Source organism: Micromonospora sp. MP36 (assembly GCF_008119785.1).
In the GTDB taxonomy this organism is placed as follows: Bacteria; Actinomycetota; Actinomycetes; order Mycobacteriales; family Micromonosporaceae; genus Micromonospora.
In genome coordinates this window covers 45,882-64,232 of sequence record NZ_VSFA01000004.1, presented here as the reverse complement: position 1 = coordinate 64,232, position 18,351 = coordinate 45,882, and the positions used below count along the sequence as shown (strand labels likewise).

Annotated in this window: 17 protein-coding genes and 1 riboswitch; of the genes, 12 read left to right on the top strand and 5 right to left on the bottom strand. The window is 75.0% G+C overall.

From position 1 onward, the window contains the following. The first annotated feature begins 119 nt into the window (after window positions 1–119). The 3 genes from FXF52_RS06735 (at window position 120) to FXF52_RS06725 (ending at window position 3,103) form a co-directional block, all read left to right on the top strand. On the top strand, window positions 120–1,034 hold the full coding sequence (locus tag FXF52_RS06735) for a cation diffusion facilitator family transporter (RefSeq protein ID WP_148794493.1): 915 nt from the start codon (window positions 120–122) through the stop codon (window positions 1,032–1,034). Window positions 1,035–1,178: 144 nt separating this feature from the next. Continuing rightward, a riboswitch (cyclic di-AMP (ydaO/yuaA leader) is annotated at window positions 1,179–1,311 on the top strand. A 4-nt stretch (window positions 1,312–1,315) separates the two neighbouring features. Then, window positions 1,316–2,389 carry a hypothetical protein gene (locus FXF52_RS06730; protein WP_148794491.1) on the top strand — a complete coding sequence of 358 codons (1,074 nt, stop codon included), beginning with the start codon at window positions 1,316–1,318 and terminating at the stop codon, window positions 2,387–2,389. A 108-nt stretch (window positions 2,390–2,497) separates the two neighbouring features. Further along, window positions 2,498–3,103, top strand: coding sequence for a hypothetical protein (locus FXF52_RS06725; protein ID WP_148794489.1), 606 nt, complete (start codon window positions 2,498–2,500; stop codon window positions 3,101–3,103). Here the strand turns inward: FXF52_RS06725 and FXF52_RS06720 are convergent. Further along, window positions 3,100–3,552 carry an SRPBCC family protein gene (locus tag FXF52_RS06720; RefSeq protein ID WP_148794487.1) on the bottom strand — a complete coding sequence of 151 codons (453 nt, stop codon included), beginning with the start codon at window positions 3,550–3,552 and terminating at the stop codon, window positions 3,100–3,102. The two genes, FXF52_RS06725 and FXF52_RS06720, sit on opposite strands and share 4 nt — an antisense overlap. A 102-nt stretch (window positions 3,553–3,654) precedes the next feature. After that, a complete protein-coding gene (locus FXF52_RS06715; protein WP_370517885.1) occupies window positions 3,655–3,993 on the bottom strand; it encodes an STAS domain-containing protein in 339 nt (112 codons plus the stop codon). Window positions 3,994–4,446: 453 nt separating this feature from the next. Between FXF52_RS06715 and FXF52_RS06710 the strand changes: the two genes are divergently transcribed. Then, entirely contained in the window at window positions 4,447–4,851 is a 405-nt protein-coding gene (locus FXF52_RS06710) for a hypothetical protein (protein WP_148794483.1), read from the top strand. Between the two features lie 52 nt (window positions 4,852–4,903). Here the strand turns inward: FXF52_RS06710 and FXF52_RS06705 are convergent, their stop codons facing one another. Next, window positions 4,904–5,542 carry a maleylpyruvate isomerase N-terminal domain-containing protein gene (locus FXF52_RS06705; RefSeq protein ID WP_148794481.1) on the bottom strand — a complete coding sequence of 213 codons (639 nt, stop codon included), beginning with the start codon at window positions 5,540–5,542 and terminating at the stop codon, window positions 4,904–4,906. Window positions 5,543–5,787: 245 nt separating this feature from the next. Here FXF52_RS06705 and FXF52_RS06700 point away from each other — a divergent pair, with 245 nt between their 5' ends. Together FXF52_RS06700 and FXF52_RS06695 are read left to right on the top strand one after the other, a co-directional pair. Then, window positions 5,788–6,468: a BON domain-containing protein gene (locus FXF52_RS06700; RefSeq protein ID WP_148794479.1), complete on the top strand. Its 681-nt coding sequence runs from the start codon at window positions 5,788–5,790 to the stop codon at window positions 6,466–6,468. A gap of 160 nt (window positions 6,469–6,628) precedes the next feature. Further along, a complete protein-coding gene (locus FXF52_RS06695; RefSeq protein WP_148794477.1) occupies window positions 6,629–7,180 on the top strand; it encodes a DsbA family protein in 552 nt (183 codons plus the stop codon). A gap of 91 nt (window positions 7,181–7,271) precedes the next feature. Here FXF52_RS06695 and FXF52_RS06690 read toward each other — a convergent pair whose 3' ends face one another. Beyond that, a complete protein-coding gene (locus tag FXF52_RS06690) occupies window positions 7,272–10,157 on the bottom strand; it encodes a LuxR C-terminal-related transcriptional regulator (protein ID WP_255471794.1) in 2,886 nt (961 codons plus the stop codon). A 347-nt stretch (window positions 10,158–10,504) separates the two neighbouring features. Here FXF52_RS06690 and FXF52_RS06685 point away from each other — a divergent pair, with 347 nt between their 5' ends. The 5 genes from FXF52_RS06685 (at window position 10,505) to serS (ending at window position 16,278) form a co-directional block, all read left to right on the top strand. Beyond that, a complete protein-coding gene (locus FXF52_RS06685; protein WP_148794475.1) occupies window positions 10,505–10,939 on the top strand; it encodes a hypothetical protein in 435 nt (144 codons plus the stop codon). Beyond that, complete coding sequence (locus FXF52_RS06680) at window positions 10,936–12,087, top strand: alcohol dehydrogenase catalytic domain-containing protein (protein ID WP_148794472.1); 1,152 nt, start codon at window positions 10,936–10,938, stop codon at window positions 12,085–12,087. The genes FXF52_RS06685 and FXF52_RS06680 overlap by 4 nt, the downstream gene beginning before the upstream one ends. Window positions 12,088–12,118: 31 nt before the next feature. Next, complete coding sequence (locus FXF52_RS06675) at window positions 12,119–13,294, top strand: trans-acting enoyl reductase family protein (protein ID WP_148794470.1); 1,176 nt, start codon at window positions 12,119–12,121, stop codon at window positions 13,292–13,294. A 54-nt stretch (window positions 13,295–13,348) separates the two neighbouring features. Further along, complete coding sequence (locus FXF52_RS06670) at window positions 13,349–14,428, top strand: MerR family transcriptional regulator (protein ID WP_148794800.1); 1,080 nt, start codon at window positions 13,349–13,351, stop codon at window positions 14,426–14,428. Between the two features lie 563 nt (window positions 14,429–14,991). Continuing rightward, window positions 14,992–16,278 (top strand): serine--tRNA ligase, encoded by a 1,287-nt coding sequence (gene serS, locus FXF52_RS06665; RefSeq protein WP_148794468.1) that lies wholly within the window; start codon window positions 14,992–14,994, stop codon window positions 16,276–16,278. Between the two features lie 153 nt (window positions 16,279–16,431). Here the strand turns inward: serS and FXF52_RS06660 are convergent, their stop codons facing one another. Next, entirely contained in the window at window positions 16,432–16,557 is a 126-nt protein-coding gene (locus FXF52_RS06660; RefSeq protein ID WP_370517882.1) for a hypothetical protein, read from the bottom strand. Between the two features lie 289 nt (window positions 16,558–16,846). Here FXF52_RS06660 and FXF52_RS06655 point away from each other — a divergent pair, with 289 nt between their 5' ends. Next, window positions 16,847–18,346 carry an alpha-amylase family protein gene (locus FXF52_RS06655; protein ID WP_148794466.1) on the top strand — a complete coding sequence of 500 codons (1,500 nt, stop codon included), beginning with the start codon at window positions 16,847–16,849 and terminating at the stop codon, window positions 18,344–18,346. The last annotated feature ends 5 nt before the right edge of the window (window positions 18,347–18,351 follow it).

Here is an 18,351-nt window from a genome sequence, read left to right as displayed (position 1 = left end):
GGGGAAAGACGCGCCGGGCTGAAGGCGTCGTAGTGGCACCGCGCCGCCGATCACTTGCATATATAGCGATGTGAGCATAGATTGGGCCTGGCCGGGGTGCGGGACGAAAGGGTGTGGGCGTGGGCGCAGGTCATGACCACAGCGGCACGGTGGCCAACGCCGCGCACCGCCACCGGGGCCGACTCTGGGCCGCTTTCGCGCTGCTCAGCGCTCTGATGCTGGTCGAGGCGGTGACCGCCTTCGCGACCGGTTCGCTGGCCCTGCTCTCCGACGCCGGGCACATGTTCACCGACGTCCTCGGCATCGGCATGGCCCTCGCCGCGATCACCGCCACCCGGCGCGCCGACACCGACCCGCAGCGCACCTTCGGGCTCTACCGGCTGGAGGTGCTGGCCGCCCTCGCCAACGCGGTGCTGCTCGGCGCGGTCGCTGCGTACGTGCTCGTCGAGGCCGTCCGCCGGTTCGGCGAGCCACCGGAGGTCCTCGCCGGACCGATGCTCGCCGTGGCGGTGCTCGGCCTGCTCGCCAACCTGGCCGCGTTCGCGCTGCTGCGCAGCGGGGCGCAGGAGAGCATCAACCTGCAGGGGGCGTACCTGGAGGTGCTCGGCGACCTGCTCGGCTCGCTCGGGGTGATCGCCGCCGCCCTGGTCATCACGTTCACCCGGTGGTGGTGGGCGGACCCGCTGGTCGCCGTGGCGATCGGGCTGTTCATCCTGCCGCGCACCTGGCGGCTCGGTCGGGCCGCGGTCCGCATCCTGGTGCAGGCCGCCCCGGAGCACCTGCAGGTGACCGCGGTGCACGACCGGCTGGCCGCGGTGCCCGGCGTCGCCGAGGTGCACGACCTGCACGTCTGGACGCTCACCTCCGGCATGGACGTGGCCTCGGCGCACCTCACCACGACCCCCGGCACCGAGGTGGGCGAGGTGCTCGCCGCCGCGCGGGCCGCGCTGCACGAGGACTTCCGGATCGATCACGCCACGTTGCAGATCGAACCCGGGGCGTCACCCGGTGCCTGCGGCACCGTTGAGTGGTAATTGAGGACAACCTTAAATTCAAGTGGCTGTTGCCACTAATGCCGGCTTATGCCCGATTTTCGATCACCGCCACCGGGGACGGGTCGAGGCAGCGCCGGTAGGCTCGGTCGCGGCCTCCGCCGGGCGGCGCTCCTGCGGCGCCCGTGGTGGCCGTCGCCTAATCGCCGCAGCACGGCGAGCCGGGGAACCACGTACCTGGGGTGCATCCGCGTCAGCGGTAGGGATCTTCCGTCCCGAACCCGTCAGCTAACCCGGTCGGCGGTTGACGGAAGGACATGTGAATGCCAGCAGTGGCACCTGTACGACGGACGGCCGCCCGGTTGGCGGCCCTGCTCGTCGCGGCGCTCGCCCTCGCCCTCGGCGTCGCGACCGCGCCGGTCTCCCCCGCCTCGGCGGCTCCCCCGACCGGCCTGCTCGCCGCCGCGCCCGGCGACGACGAGGGCGGCACGCCGGCGCTGCGCGCCCAGCTCGACGCGGCCAGCAAGGGCTGGCTGGAGGCGCGGGCGGCGTTGAACCGGTCGGTGAGCCGGCAGCAGCAGCTCACCGCCCAACTCAAGACGATCAACGCGGAGCTGGGCGTACGCGACGCCAAGGTGGGCGAGATCGCCGGGTTGGCGTACCGGACCGGACGGCTCGGCACCGCCGCGGCGCTGCTCGGCAGCAGCAACCCCGAGGGCTTCATGGACCGGGCGCTCACCCTGCAGCAGGTCGCCGCGCACGAGGACCGCGCGCTGCGTGACCTGATCGACACCCGGGATCAGGCCACCCGCACCCAGGCCGCGCTCAACCGCGAGATCCAGGAACAGCGCAAGCAGGTCGCGGTGATGGCCAAGCGCAAGGACCAGGCGGAACGCGCGCTGAAGGTGGCGAACAACCGGGCCACCGGCACCGCCGGCGGCAGCGTGCAGGGCACGTCCCGGGCGAACGCCACCCCCGCGCCGCGCAACGCCGACGGCTCCTGGCCGCCGGAGTCGTGCAGCGTAAGCGACCCGACGCCGGCCGACGGCTGCATCACCCCGCGTACGCTGCACGCCCTGCAGCAGGCCAAGGCGGCCGGGTTCACCCGGTACGTCTCCTGCTACCGCCCCAGCGGCTCGGGTGAGCACCCGAAGGGCCGGGCGTGCGACTTCGCCGCCCAGAAGGACGGTTTCGGCGGGGTGGCCACCGGCGGCGACAAGACGTACGGCAACAACCTGGCGGCGTACTTCATCCGCAACGCCGACGCGCTCGCCGTGCTCTACGTGATCTGGTACAAGCAGATCTGGCTGCCCAGCAGCGGGTGGAAGGCGTACAGCGGGGGCAACGGCGACCCGTCCAGCGACCACACCAACCACGTGCACCTGTCGGTGTACTGAGCGCGCGGTGGCCCGCTGCCCGGCGGGCCACCGTACGCCCACCGACGTACGCCGGATGTCGCCGTGCGCCCCACGACGCCGGGGCGGCGACGGTCGAGCATCGAGGGCATGAGCCGACTCTCGCCCACCACGCGCAAGGCCCTGCTCACCCTGCACCTGGTCACCTCGCTGGGCTGGCTCGGCGCGGACCTGGTGCTGCTCACCCTGGGCATCGCCGGGCTGCGCGGCGCCGATCCCGGGGTGGTCTACCCGGCCGCGGGGCTGCTGGTCACGTACCTCTTCGCGCCACTGAGCGTGGCGGTCTGGCTGATCGGGCTGGTCAGTGCGCTGCTCACCCCGTGGGGCCTGCTGCGCTGGCGCTGGGTGCTGGTGAAGTTCGCGATCAGCACCGGGATGCTCGGCCTGGTCCTGCTGCTGCTCACCCCGACCGTGCGGGGGCTCGGTGAGCTCGGGCCGGAACTCGCCACCGGGGACCGGCTGGACCTGGTCATCCCGCCGGCGGTCTCCAGCAGCCTGCTGATCCTCATGACCGTGTTGTCCACCTACAAGCCGTGGGGACGGCTGCGCCGGGCCCGGCCGGCGACCCGACGGCCGGCCGCCGGCGCCAGCGACGGCTTCGGGGCGCGGCGCGGATCGCCAGCTGGCGGCGCGAAGGCCGAATCACGGCCGCCAGCCGAGCTGGAGTTGCCGCAAACCGCCGGGCGGCGGGCCTAGGCGGTGCCGCCCTCCAACCTCGCGCCGAGCCGGCTGGCGAGGCCGAGGTGGGCCGCCCGGGCCTGCCGGAAGGCGTACCCGAACAGGGGCGCGGGGGCGGACAGGGTGATCTCGACGTCGATCCGCACCACGCCGCCGGGCTCGTCCCGCAGCCGAGTGTGGTTACGGACGGTGGTGGCCGGCTGCTGCCGGGCCACGGTCACCACCTCGTCCTCGTTGGCGACCAGCACGTCGGCCTGGTAGGTGACCGGGAAGTGCAACGGCCCGAGCGCCAGCCGGTCGGTGATCGCGTAGCTGGCCAGGGCGCCGGGCCGGGGCGGCAGCTGGCGGACCCGGACGATCAGCGGATGCAGCTCGCCCTGGCGGGTGAGGTCGCTGAGCAGGGCGACCGCCTCCGCCCGCGAGCACCGAGCCTGCACGGTGTAGCTGAAACTGTCGCTGCTGAGCAAGCCGTACTCCCCTAGCCGTCGCCGGTGGGCACGATCGTCCCGTACCGGGGGCCGGCTGGCAACGGTCGGAAGACCCTGGCGCGAGCGGTCCGCCGGGCGGGATCAGGCGCCGGGGAGCACCTCGGGCGTGGGGGTGTCGGCGAAGTACGGCTCGGGGGCGCCGAAGAGGCCGAGCAGGCCGGTGACCCAGAGCTGCCGGTGCACGAACCGGCTCGGCTCGGTGACCACCAGCTTGACGCCGCTCACCTCGGCGGTCTGGAACCCAGCGACCATGGCGCTGATGCCGACCGAGTCGATGAAGGTGACCAGGCGCATGTTCAGCTCGATGCGGGCGGGCCGGCCCTTGGCGAGCACCTCGGCGATCGCTTCCCGCACCTCGTACGCGGTGTCGACGTCGATCTCGCCCCGCGGGGCGATCTGGACGACACCACCCGGCAGCATCGACTTCACGATCGACAGGCTCACGCGAACACCTCCACTCGCCCGTACGGGCGCCTCATCAGTACGCGGGCCGCGACCGAGCGTATTCCTCCGACGGCCTCGGTCGCCACCCCTCGGGATGAGCAATTCGCGGACTGGGCACACCTGGGCATCCCAATCCGGACCTTCCAGTTCCTGTTTCTGCGACGACAGGTTCTCGCACTCTTCAACGACCGACCGGGGTCGCCGATCCGCCGACCCAGGGTAGCGGTCCCCCGCCCGTCGGGCCCGCACCACGCCCTCGGCGCGTTCGGGTGGTCTGTCCCACCCTGCCCCCGATCGACCGCGAACGCCACCGGGCTGGTTTGCGCCGGCGCCGCTCCGGGCACTGGCCCCGGTGACCGAACCGCACCGCGCCGGATCATCGCCGGAGTCCGAAGTGGCCCCCGGGCTTCGGCACCCGAGGAGGTAACCATGTTCGGATTCACTCTGCTGGACCGCCGCAGCAAGCCCGAACGGATCGCGGACCAGGCGTGGCAGCAGCTGCTCTCCGTCGTCGACTCCGCAGGCGACAGCGTCCGGGACGCCGCCCGGTCCGCCCGCCGCAACGGCTCCGGCCTCGCCGACGACGCGAGCGACCTGGTCGGCTCGGCGGCCGAGGAGGCCCGCCGCCGGACCAGCCTGGCCTTCGACGCGCTCGCCGGCCGCCGGCCGGCGCTGCCCTGGGCGCTGCTGATCGGCGCCGCACTGGCCGGCGCGGCGCTCGGCTGGGCGGCTGGCACCTTCGCCCGCGCCGCCGGCAGCCGCGCCCGCGAACTCGGTGAGGTCGAGTTCGTGGACGTGGACCGGCCGGACTCGCCGGCCGGCCTGGACCGCTGACCCCGCCTGACACGGCGGCGGTGTCCCGACCCGGGGCACCGCCGCCCGAGCGTCAGAACGCGGTGACGCTCGCCGGCGCCCGCTCGGCCCGGCTGAGCGCCCGCAGCACGGCCGGCTGGCCGTGCCGGCGTACGGCGAGGCGGGCGAGCAGGGCCAGCACCGGGTCCAGCACCTCGGCCGGCAGCTCCGGGGTGGGTACGCCGAGGCTGAACGCGAGGTCGTCGGAGTGCACCGCGAGCTCCATCAGCCGGGTGGTGAGGTAGTCGTCCAGCGCCAGCGACCAGGGCCCCCGGGCCAGGTGCACCACCCGCCCGTCCGGCTCGGCCGGCAGCGCGACGGCCAGCTCGTCGACCGCGGCGCCGACCGCGGCCAGCAGGGCTCCCGGGCCGTCCGCGGCGACCCGCTCGCCCGACCGGCGGATGCCCACGTTCACCTCGTCGTCGACCGACGCGCCGATCCAGGTGCCCCGGGCGTAGTGGTCGAGCAGGCCGATCGGCTCGCCCGGCGGCACCGGTTCCGCCAGCACCCCGGGCACGGCCAGGATCTGGAAGGCGAGGTGACCGGCGAGCCCGCCGACCTGGAACTCGGCCAACGCGCTCGGGGCGTCCCACTGCCGCGCCACCGCCGGGTCGGCGAGCAGCGCCGCGGCCGAGCGGGCGGCGGTCAGGTAGGCGGTCCTGATCGGGTGCATCGGGCGTACCCCTCTCGTCACGCGTCCGGGAGGCCGAGCCTACCCACCAAGATCGACCACGGCGGTCCGGAGGCGGCGGTGGCCGCCCCGCGACGGGGACCGACTGGAAGCGCTTCCCACCAGGTCGGCTCACCCGGAACGGAGGAGGGCAGGTCACCCGGGGCGCGGACAGGATCGGGGCTGGCGCGGTTCGTGCCGGCACCGTCGCGCCCGCACCGCGAACCGATCCGGGAGGGAGAGCACCGATGGCCGCAGGGACGATCACGCGGACCGACCAGGACATCCAGTCCGACGTCCTCGACGAGCTGACCTGGGAGCCCCGGGTACGCCCCAACGAGATCGGGGTGACCGTCACCGAGGGGGTGGTGACGTTGACCGGCTGGGTGGACAGCTACGCCAAGAAGTGGGCCGCTGAGCGGGCCGCGCACCGGGTGTCCCGGGTACGCGCGGTAGCCAACGACCTCGCCGTGCGGATCGCCACCGCCGCCGAGAAGAGCGACCCGGAGATCGCCACCGCGGCCACCCGGGCCCTGGAGTGGGACGCGTTCGTGCCGGTCGAGACGCTGGACGTGACGGTCAGCGACGGTTGGGTCACCCTGCACGGCCAGGTCGAGTGGGAATACCAGCGCCGGGCCGCCGAGCGGTCGGTCGGCCGGCTCAGCGGCGTACGCGGGGTGAGCAACGGGATCACCGTCCGGCCCGGCACCCGCACCGACACGCGTGACCTAGCCGAGCGGATCGTCGACGCGCTCGCCCGCAACGGCGCCACCGAGGTGGAGGGGATCAGCGTCCGGGTGCACGGTGGGGACGAGGTGGTCCTGGAGGGCCTGGTCCGCTCGATCCCGGAGCGGGAGGAGATCGAGCGGGTCGTCTGGTCCGCCCCGGGCATCCGCACCGTGCACAACCACGTGGCCGTCTCGCCGTGAGAATGACCCGGGCCGGGTGATCCCGGCTCACCCCGTCGCGGACGAGGCTGGGAACCATGACTGATCCGAACGGGTTGATCACACCCGGGCGCGGCGCGTCCGGGTCGCCCCGGCCGGCGATCCCGGCCGGGCGGGTCCTCGGGCGGCCGGAGGTGGACCGATGACGACACCGCTGCAGGTCACCAGCGCCCGACTGCGCCTACCGGTGACCGAGACGGACCACGCCCGGGGGCCGGCCGACGCGCCGGTCACCATCGTCCAGTACGGCGACTACCAGTGCCGGTTCTGCGGAGCCGCGTACGCGAACCTGGCCGAGGTGCTGCGCCAGCGTGGCGACACCGTCCGGCTGGTCTACCGGCACTTCCCCATCGCCAACGTCCACCCGTACGCGGAGAGCGCGGCGGAGGCGGCCGAGGCCGCCGGCCGGCGCGGGCGGTTCTGGGACATGCACGACTGGCTCTACCAGCACCAGGACCAGCTCGACCCGGTGCACCTGTCGCTCGGCGTCGAGCAGCTCGGGCTGCCACCCGACGACGTCAACGCGGAGGTGGGCGGGCACGCCCACGCCGATCGGGTCCGGCGGGACTTCGTCGGCGGCATCCGCAGCGGGGTGACCGCCACCCCGACGCTCTTCGTCAACGACGTCCGCCACGAGGGCGGCTACGACGTCGCGGAACTGCTGGCCGCGGTGGACGCCGCGGCCACCACCTGAGCCGCGCCGCCGCAGCCGCGCAGAGTCACCGAAAGGGTGCCCACTCCCGCCGGGTGGGCACTCTTTCCGTGAACGAGGGCGCCGGGCCGCGTCAGATCAGGCGGAGTTCGCGGGCTCGGCGGACCGCTTCGCGCCGGCGGGTCGCGTCGAGCTTCCGGTAGATGTTGCGGACGTGGGTCTTCACCGTGTTGACCGACAGCGACAGCTCGCTGGCGATCTCCACATTGGACAGGATGCTCTGCAGGTAGCGCAGGATGGTCAGCTCCCGCTCGGTGAGCGGCTCGTCCAGCGCGCGCTCCGGCCCGCCCGGACGCTCCGGCGGCTCGTCGGCCCGGCGCTCGTCCGCCCCGCGTACCAGGTCGCTCACCGTCGCCCAGTGCGCCGTGCCGGAGTCCAGGTGGGCGGCGAGCAGGTCGCGTACCCCCGGCTCGGCGCGGGTGAAGAGGCGCCGGTAGCCGTCCGGCTCGGCCAGGTCGAGCACCTGCTCCAGGACCCGCCCGGCCCGCCGGTCGTCGCCGCTGTCCCGGGCCAGGACCGCGTCGAGCAGGCCGGCGGCGAGCCGCACCGGCAGCGGCCAGGACTCCGCTCCGGGCGTCGACCAGTCGGGCAGCGCCCGCCCGGCCGCCCGCCGGTCCCCGGCCCGCAGCTCCACCCGGGCCAGGGCCACCCCCAGCGTCGCCACCTCCCCGCCCGCACCGTCCGGCCGGACCTCGCCGGACCCGCCCGCACCGTCCGACCGGGGCCCGACGGTCGACGCCGGCCCGGCGGTCGGCGGGTCGGTGCGGGCCCGCCCGGCCGCCCCGGCCGGGCCGGCCGGCCCCGGCCTACCGAGGGCCGGGCTTGACGCCGGGCCTCCTCCGACGGCAGCGATGCCGGGTGGGCCGCTGGCGTCGCGCAGCGCGTCGGTAAGCAGGGTGCGGGCGCTGTCCACGTCGCCGACGGCGGCGCGGAGCTGCGCCTCGGCGGCGGTCAGCCAGGCGGCCAGCTCCCGGCCGGGCACCCCCTCCCGGGCCTCGGCGAGGATCCGCAGGGCGGCGGCCGGCTCGCCGTCCGCGGCCAGCAGTTCGGCCCGGCAGAGCGCGGCCAGCCCGGCCGCGCCCGGCGCGCCAGTGGCCGGGCCGGCGAGGGTCAGGTTCGCGGCCGCCTCCGCCGGCTCGTCCCGATGCCACGCCACCACGGCCAACGCCAGGTACGCGTGCCCGCAGTCCAGCCGGCACGACCAGCCCCGGCAGGACGGCATGGTCAGCGCCTCCCGCGCGATCCGTTCGGCCGCCCGCAACCCGCCCCGGGCCGCCGCCAGCAGCGCCGACCGGCTGGCGCAGACCAACTCGGTGCGCGGCCGGCCCGCCCGCCGGGCCGCGTCCAAGGCCGCGGCGAACCGCTCGGCGGCGACGGGCAGCTCCCCCTCGGCCAGCGCCACCAGCCCGAGCGCCGTACCGGCCACCGCCCCGGCGTCGGCGTCCTCGCCCGCCCCGGCCCGGGGATCGTCGCCCGGCCCGACGGCGGTGCGGGTGGCGAGCAGCCGGGTGGCGGCCCGGCGTACCTCGGCGTGGTCACCGGCCAGCCGGGCCAGGGTCAGCTCCAGCGCCGTGGCCAACCGCCGGAACCGGTCCCGGCGCGGTTCGGGCAGCGCACCCGCTTGGTCGGCGGCGCGCCGCAGGTAACCGGCCGCCGCGTCGACGTCACCGGCGTACGCCCGCTCGGCGGCGCACGCCAGCGCGAGCTCCGGGTCCCGACGCACCGCCTCGGCGGGCGGCTCGGGCGGGGGTGGGGCGCCGGGCAGATCCCGGTCGTACGGGGTCAGCTCCGGCCACCGGGCGATCAGCAGCTCGGTGGCCCGGTTCCACTCGCCTCCGGCCAGCGCGTGCCGCAGCGCCTCGGCCGGGCGGTCGTTGTCCGCGTACCAGCCGGCGGCGCGCAGGTGCAGGTCGCGCAGCTCCCCGGCGGGAAGCCGGCCCAGCTCGTCGCGGAGCAGGTCGGCCAGCAGGGGGTGGCACCGGTACCAGGGCGGGCTGCCCCCGTCGTGCTGGACGAAGCCCCCCTCCCTAGCCAGGTCGGCGAGGACCTGGCCGGCGTCGCTCCGCCCGGTCACCGCCTCGGCGAGGTCGGCGCAGACGGTGGTGGCGACGGCGCTGCGCCGGAGCACGTCGCGGGCGTCCGGATGCAGCGGGGCGAGCACCTCGTCGCGCAGGTACCCGGCGACATCCGGCTGGTCACCGGTGAACCGTTCGACGGCGCGGGCCGGGTCGGCCTGGCTGCGCAGCGCGAGCGCGGCGAAGCGCAGCCCGGCCGGCCAGCCACCGGTCCGCTCGCGCAGTCGGGGCACCGCCGCGGCGGGCAGCGGCACGCCGTGCGCGACCAGCAGCTCGGCCACCTCGTCGTCGGTGAAGGCCAACTCGTCCGGGCCGACCTCGGTCAGCTCCCCGGCCAGCCGCCAGCGGTGCAGGGCCAGCGGCGGGTCGAACCGCGCGCCGACCACCAGCCGCAGCCGCCCCTCCGTATGCCGCAGCAGGAACTCCAACCCGGTCAGCGCGCCGGGGTCGGTGATCCGGTGCAGATCGTCCAGGACCAGCCGCACCGGGCGTTCCCGGGCGGCGAGCGCCGCGGCGAGCAGTTCGAGCTGGTCGGGGCGGGGCGGGCGGTCCGGCACCGGCGGCTGCGGGCCCTCGTCCGGGACGCCCTCCGCCGCGGCCCGCAACGCGGCGGCCAGGTACGACCAGAGCCGGGTCCCGGTGTCGCCCTCCTCCACGGTCACCCAGGCCGGCGGAGGCTCGTCGCGGGCCGCGCGCGCCCACGAGGCGAGCAGGATGCTCTTGCCCCAGCCCGCCGGTGCGGCGACCAGGGTGACCGGCCCGGCCACCCCCTGGTTCAGCCGGTCGAGCAACCGGGGCCGGACCAGCACCGGCTCGGGCAGGGCCGCCGGGACGAGCCGGGAAGCCAACAGCGGCGGCGCACCTGGCACCGACGCGTCCGCCATGCGGCCGGCCGGCCGGGTCCCGCCGGCGGGCGGCGGGCGGCGGGCGGTGGGGGCCGCTTCCGGCGCGTCCGTAGCCGGAAGCGGCATGCCGGCCGGCCCCGGGCCGGCCGGCGCCGTGACGTCGGCCGGCGTCTCGGCCACCTCGGCGCGGTCAGCCTCCTCCGGCATGCGGCCCTCCCCGTCGCGTCCGCTCCCCCGGTCCGTGCCGGCAGCGGTTACCCGGCCCGGACCGGTTCACCCCTTCGGGGCGAACCCGCTTCACCCCGACCGGCCGCACGCTGGAGACACGCGGGCGGCCGGCCGCGCGTGACCGGCCGCCCGACGACCCGCGACGACGGGAGGGGCCCGTGGCACGGATGGGACGGCTGGCCGGTGGCGGGATGGCGATGGCGAAGACCGCGCGCACCCTGGTCGTACGCCGGCGGGAGCGCTGGCCGCGGGCGGCCGAAACCGACCCGCGGCCCGGGCGCTGGCAGGTGGTGACCGTGGCCGGCCGGCCCGAGGAGGTGCTGCCGCGCGGCCGGTGGCCGGAGCCGCTGCGCCGGCTCTACGGCGCCGTGGAGCTGTACGCCCGCCCGGCGCCCGGCGGGCGCGGCACCGAGCTGGCCGCCCGGCTGCTCGGCAACGGTCCGGGGCTGCGCGGGATGGCCGCCCACCTGGTCGGCGACGATCCCGGCCGGTTCCTCCGGCAGGCGCTGCGGGAGGCCAAGCAGCTCGCCGAAACTGGCGAGGTGCTCCGGGCGGACCGCTCCCGGGTGGACCGACCCGGGGGGCCCGGGTGAGGGCGCTCTGTTGGGAGGGTGCCAACGCGCTGGCGGTACGCGAGGTCCCCGACCCGGAGCTGCGTAACGCCCACGACATGATCGTCCGGGTACGCCGGAGCGCGACCTGCGGGGCCGACCTGCCGCTGCTGGCCGGGCGCATCCCGTACCTGGCCGCCGGGGACGTGCTCGGGCACGAGTTCCTCGGCGAGGTGGTCGAGGTCGGGCCGGAGGTGCGCCGGCACCGGATCGCCGACCGGGTGGTGGTCTGCGCCGGGATCGCCTGCGGGGCCTGCTGGTTCTGCCGGCAGGGACTCTTCGCCTGCTGCGACAACGGCACCACCGGCGCGTCGGCGGCCGAGTCGGCCTGGGGCCAGCCCACCGGCGGCTGCTACGGCCACCCGGCCCCGCTGGGCGGCTTCGCCGGCAGCCACGCCGAGTACGTGCGGGTGCCGTACGCCGACGTCGGCGCGTTCGCCGTGCCGGAGGCGGTCAGCGACGACCGGGCGGTCTTCGCCTCGGACGCCGCGCCGACCGGCTGGCTGGGCGCCGAGCTGGGCGAGGTGCGGCCCGGTGACGTGGTGGCGGTCTGGGGCGCGGGCGCGGTCGGCCAGCTCACCGCCGGGGCCGCGCTGCTGCGCGGCGCGGACCGGGTCGTCGTGGTGGACGACCACGACGAGCGGCTGCGGATGGTCGAGCGCCACGTCGGCGCGGAACCGCTCAACTACCGGGACGTGGACGTCCTCGCCGAACTGCGGGAACGCAGCGGCGGCCGGGGCCCGGACGTGTGCGTCGAGGCGGTCGGCATGGCGGCCGAGCCGCCGGGGCTGCTGGCCGGCCGGCTCGGCGGCGGCGCGGAGCGGTCGCTGGCGTTGCGCGAGGCGGTGCACGCCTGCCGCAAGGGCGGCACCGTGGTGGTGCTCGGCACCTGGACCGGCGTCGTCGACACGTTCCCGCTCGGCGCGGTGATGCAGAAGGCGCTGACCGTCCGCAGCGGCCGGCAGCACGGGCAGCGCTGGATCCCGATGCTGCTGGACCGGATGGCCCGCGACGAACTGCGGACCGAGCACCTGGCCACCCACCGGCTGCCGCTGGAGCGGGCCGCGGACGGGTACGTGCTCTTCCGGGAGCGCGCCGACGGCTGCGTCCGGGCGGTGTTCTCCCCGTGAGCCGGACGGCGGTGGGTGGCACACTCGGCGGATGCGCGACGACCGGCCGTACGACCTCGTCCTGCTCGGCGCCACCGGGTTCACCGGCGGCCTGACCGCCGAGTACCTGGCCCGGCACGCCCCGGCCGGGCTGCGATGGGCGCTGGCCGGCCGCAATCCGGGCAAGCTGGCCGCGGTCCGCGATCGGCTGGCCGCGATCGACCCGGCGCTGGCCGAGCTGCCGCTGCTGACCGCCGACGTCACCGACCCGGCGTCGCTGCGCGCGGTCGCGGAGAGCGGCCGGGTCGTCGCCACCACCGTCGGCCCGTACATCCACCACGGGGAGCCGCTGGTCGCGGCCTGCGCCGCCGCCGGCACCGACTACGTCGACATCACCGGCGAGCCGGAGTTCGTCGACCTGATGTACGTGCGGCACCACGCCGAGGCGGTCCGCACCGGCGCCCGCCTGGTGCACGCCTGCGGCTTCGACTCGGTCCCGCACGACCTGGGTGCCTGGTTCACCGTCAAGCAACTCCCCGCCGACGGGGCGGTCAGCGTGGACGGCTTCGTCCGGGCCGGCGGGCGGTTCTCCGCCGGGACGTACCACTCGGCACTGACCGCGCTCTCCCGCGCCGGGGAGACGCGCCGGGCGGCGCGGGCCCGCAGGGCGGTCGAGCCCCGGCCGGAGGGGCGCCGGGTCCGCGCCGTACCGGGAAAGGTGGGCCGGTCGGCGGAGATCGGCATGTGGGCGGTGCCGCTGCCCACCATCGACCCGCAGATCGTCCGCCGGTCGGCCGCGGCCCGCCCGGAGTACGGCCCGGACTTCCGCTACCGCCACTTCGCCGCGGTGAGGCGGCTGCCCACCGTCCTCATCGCCGGGGCGGGCCTGGCCGGTCTGCTCGCGCTGGTGAAGCTGCCGCCGACCCGGCGCTGGCTGCTCGGCCGGCTCTCCTCCGGGCAGGGGCCGAGCGCCGAGCAGCGGGCCCGCTCCTGGTTCCGCGTCCGGTTCGTCGGCACCGGCGGCGGCCGGACGGTGCACACCGAGGTGGCCGGCGGCGACCCCGGGTACGACGAGACCGCGAAGATGCTCGCCGAGTCCGCCCTGTGCCTGGCGTTCGACGACCTGCCGCCCACCGCCGGTCAGGTGACCACGGCCACCGCGATGGGTGACGCCCTGCTGGACCGGCTCACCCGCGCCGGCATCACCTTCCGTGTGCTGGAGCGGTGAGACTTGACCCTCGAGCGGGTTGAGGGCCCAGGATCCGGCGTCGTGGAGAGCGAACTGCGCAGCATCGGCGAGCTGGCCCGGGCCAGCGGCCTCACGGTGAGCGCGCTGCGGTTCTACGACCGGTCGGGCGTGCTGGTCCCAGCGCTGGTCGACCCGGCCACCGGCTACCGCTGGTACACCGACGACCAGGTCGCGCCGGCCCGGCTGGTCGCCGGGCTGCGCCGGGTGGGGATGCCGCTGGCCGGGATCGCCGAGGCGCTTCGGCACCGGCACGAGCCGGCGGTGGTCCACCGGCTGCTGGACGCGCACCTGCGGCGGCTGGAGGACGGCCTGGCCGACGCCCGCCGCGAGCTCTCCCGGATCCGTACCCTGGTCGATCCGGAGGAGATCCCCATGACCACCCGTCTCGTGCTTGACCGCGGCGACCTGGCCGCCGCCGTCGACGCTGTCCGGTTCGCCGTCGGCACCGACCCGGACCTGCCGGTGCTGGCCGGCGTGCTGCTGGAGGTGGAGGCGGACGGCGTACGGCTGGTCGCCACCGACCGGCACCGGCTGGCCGTGGCCCGGGCGGCCGGAAAGGTCGACGGCCCGGAGGTCCGCGCGCTGCTCCCGGCGGACGCCGTCGACGAACTGCGTGGTCTGCTCGACACCGGGGTCGGGATCACCCCGGAGGCGCACCTGACCATCGCTCATGACCGGGTCGAGGTCTCGGTCGCCGGCCGGGCGGTGGCCGCCGCGGCGCTGCCGTACGACTTCCCGGACTACCGCCGGCTGCTGCACGGCCACGTCGGCGGCGTGCCGGCGTACCGCATCCCGGTCGACGTGGTCGCGCTGCGCGGCGCGCTCACCGCCGAAGACACCCCGCTGCTGCTCCGCGAGTACGCCGGGGTGCCCGTCATGGTGACCGTGCTCGGTGTGGACGGCCGGGGCGGCCTGCGCGTCGTCCAGCCGGCCGAGGCGGCGGACCCGGACACGGTACGGGTCGGGGTGAACCGGGAGTACCTGCTCGACGCGCTCGACGCCGGCGACCGGGGCCAGCTCGTGATGGAGCTGGACGGCCCGATCACCCCGCTGGCCGTACGCCGTCCGGACGACGCGGACGCCTTCTCCATCCTCATGCCGATCCGCCTCTGATCGACCGGCGGACGGCGGACCGCGGACAGCGGGCCGCGGGCCGCGGATGGCGGACGGCGGACGGCGGACCGCGGACGGCGGACCGCGGACGGCGGACGGCGGACGGCGCCGGTCACCCTGAGTCACTCACGCACCGGCCAGGGGCCACCCTCGCTCCCGCCTTTGCTCTGCAGCCACCCGCGCAGCAGGCACCCAGCGTTGCCGCTGCGTCCGTGGCTGCAGAGCAAAGGGGCGGGAGGGGTGTGTCGGGGCGGGTTGCGTCTCCCCGAGGATGACCAGGTCAAGCGGCACAAGGAAGTGGGGGCGACCCGATCGGGCCCTCCGGGTGGTCGGTGCCTGTCACGCACCGTAACCTCGCCGGCCGGAGCGTCGGGATCACCTACCGTCACCAATGGCCGTCCGCCGTGCACCGGCGCCGCGGCGGGCCCGCCCGGCCCGTCCTGCGCCGGCCGCGCCCGATCCGTCCCGGCCGGCCCCGCCCGGCCCGGGCCGGCCGCAGGGGGCCGCGACGGTAGCATCTGGGAGTCCCACCTGACTGCCTGGACGGAGGCGTACGGAGCAGCATGCTCGACATGGAGTTGATCCGGAAGGATCGCGAGGCGGTGGCGACCGCGCTGGCGAAGCGTCTGGATCCCGCCGAGGTCAACCGGGCGCTGGACGAGATCCAGCGGCTCGACCAGGAACGCCGCGCCCTGATCAGCGAGATCGACGCCGAGCGGCAGCGCCGCAAGGCGGAGGCGCGGGCGTACGCGCAGGCGAAGCGGGCCGGCAAGGAGCCGGAGCCGGTCGCGCCGGAGGCCGAGCGCAAGCAGCTCGCCGAGCTGGAGTCCCAGCTGGACGAGGTGCAGTCCCGGCTGCGCGAGCGGATGAGCGAGCTGCCCAACCTGCCCGCCGACGACGTCGTCTCCGGCGGCAAGGAGGCCAACCGGGTCGTCCGGACGTTCGGCGAGCCGCCGGCGATCGAGAAGGTCCGCGACCACGTCGAGCTGTCCCGCGCGCTGGGTCTGGTCGACCACGAGCGCGGCGTGAAGCTCGGCGGCTCCGGCTTCTGGATGTACACCGGCATGGGCGCTCGACTGGAGTGGGCGCTGCTCAACTGGCTGATCGACCAGGACATCCAGGCCGGGTACGAGTTCCTGCTCCCGCCGCACCTGCTGCTGGACAGCGCCGGCTTCGCCGCCGGGCAGTTCCCCAAGTTCTACGACGACGTCTACCACCTGGACCGGCAGTCCGCCCCGCGCGGCCAGTTCCTGCTGCCCACCGCCGAGACGGCGATCCTCGGAGCGTTCCAGGACGAGATCCTGGAGACCGCGAAGCTGCCGCTGAAGGCGTTCGCCTACACCCCGTGCTACCGGCGGGAGGCCGCCGGCTCGCACTCCGACGAGCGCGGCACGGTCCGCGGCCACCAGTTCAACAAGGTGGAGATCTTCCAGTTCACCCTGCCCGAGCAGGCGGACACCGCGCTGGCCGAGATGGTCGCCCACGTGGAGAGCCTGGTCGAGGGGCTGGGCCTGCACTACCAGACCAGCCTGCTCGCGGCCGGCGACGCCAGCGCCTCGATGCGGAAGACCCTCGACATCGAGGTCTGGATGCCGAGCACCGGCAAGTACAAGGAGGTCTCCTCGGTGTCCTGGGCCGGCGACTACCAGGCCCGCCGGGCGGCCATCCGCTACCGGGAGCCGGGCGGCAAGCAGACCCGCTTCGTGCACACGCTCAACGGCTCGGCGCTGGCCACCAGCCGGCTCTTCCCGGCCATCCTGGAGCAGTTCCAGCAGGCCGACGGCTCGGTGCTCGTGCCCGAGGTGCTCCGCGACCGGCTCGGCACCGACCGCCTCACCCCGGTCCGCTGACCCGCTGACGGCCGGCGGCGGGGGTCGGGTCCACCGACCTCCGCCGCCGGCCGTCAGCAGCAGGGCGACCCGGGCGACGACCGCGGCGAATCGGGCCGCGCGGCCCCCGGGGCGGGGGAACGGCGTGGCGTCCGCGTCTCCTCCTGCGGTCGGCTACTCGGCCTTCACCAGGAGTCCGGGACAGACCGCCTTGAGCGCGCCCGCCCGCAGCCAGGTCGGCACGGGGGTGGCGGGGAAAGCGGGGTAACCGCTGCCGTCGAGCCGGATGACGTCCGGCACCACGTGGGCGCAGAGCCCGTGCCCGCCGCAACGGGACCAGTCCAGGGCGGCTTCTGCAGCTCACGCGCCCCGGGCAGCCCCAGCACGCCCTTCACCGCGGATTTCTCGGCCGGCCCGTCGAACCGCCCCGCCCCGGCGCGTGTGTAGCGCGATTCGCAACGACGTATGTGCATACGTTGACAGGTCTTGCAGCACGCTTGTAACCTTCCCGAAAATTTCAGGCCGCTCCTGCAAGAAGACGGCAGCGACCTACCTCGCCACCCCCGTCCCCCGCACCCCAGGAGTCCCGATGCATCGACGCCGATGCCGGCAACGACGGCTCCAACTCGGCGCGTCCGACGCCGCACCGCGACCTGGAGCCGTCGCGGCAGCCCTCACCCTCGGCCTGGTCGCCGGCCTGCTCGTCCCGACCGGCCTGGCCGCACCCTCGGCCTCCGCGGCCACCCCCGGCAGCAAGAAGGTCATCGTCCAACTCTTCGAGTGGAACTGGAACTCGGTGGCCACCGAGTGCACCACCGTGCTCGGCCCCAAGGGCTACGGCTACGTCCAGGTCTCCCCGCCGCAGGAACACGTCAGGGGCAACCAGTGGTGGGTCGCCTACCAGCCGGTGAGCTACCGGATCGAGTCCCGCAAGGGCACCCGCGCCGAGTTCCAGGCGATGGTGAACACCTGCCACAACGCCGGAGTCAAGGTGCTCGTGGACGCCGTCGTCAACCACATGTCCGGCCAGGACAACGGCGGCACCGGCTGGGCCGGCACCACGTACGGCCACTACAGCTACCCGGGCACCTACGGCGCGCAGGACTTCCACTACTGCGGCCGCAACGGCAACAACGACATCGTCAACTACCACGACCGGTACGAGGTGCAGAACTGCGAGCTGGTCAACCTGGCCGACCTCAAGACCGAGTCGGACTACGTGCGCACCCGGCTCGCCACGTACCTGAACGACCTGCTCTCGCTCGGGGTGGACGGGTTCCGGCTGGACGCCAGCAAGCACATGCCGGCTTCCGACATCGCCGCGATCAAGGGCAAGCTCTCCCGCTCGGCCTACGTCGTGCAGGAGGTCATCTACGGCGCCGGCGAGCCGATCCAGCCGACCGAGTACACCGGCAACGGCGACGTGCACGAGTTCCGGTACGGCAAGGACCTGGCCCGGATGTTCAACAGCGAACGGCTGGCGTACCTGCGGACCTTCGGCGAGTCCTGGGGCTACCTGCCGGGCAGCCAGGCGGTGGTCTTCACCGACAACCACGACACCCAGCGCGACGGTGGCGTGCTGACCTACCGGGACCGCGGCGAGTACGCACTGGCCAACGCCTTCATGCTGGCCTGGCCGTACGGCACTCCGGCGGTGATGTCGAGCTACACCTACAGCAACCGGGACCAGGGCCCGCCGTCGGACGCCAACAACAAGACGTTGAACACCACCTGCTACTCCGGCTGGGAGTGCGAGCACCGCTGGCGGGTGATCGCCAACATGGTCGCGTTCAACAACGCCACCCAGGGCGCCGGGGTCGCCAACTGGTACGACAACGGCTGGCAGCACATCGCGTTCAGCCGGGCCGGCAAGGGCTACCTCACCATCAACGACGAGGACTTCGCCATCACCGGTCGCTCGTACTACACGGGCCTGCCCGCCGGCCGCTACTGCGACGTCATCCACGGCGACTTCAGCAACGGCTCGTGCAGCGGGCCGGTGATCACGGTGGACGGCAACGGCTGGTTCGCCGCCAACATCCCCGCCCACGACGCGGTCGCCATCCACATCGGGGCGAAGCTGTCCTGACCGGA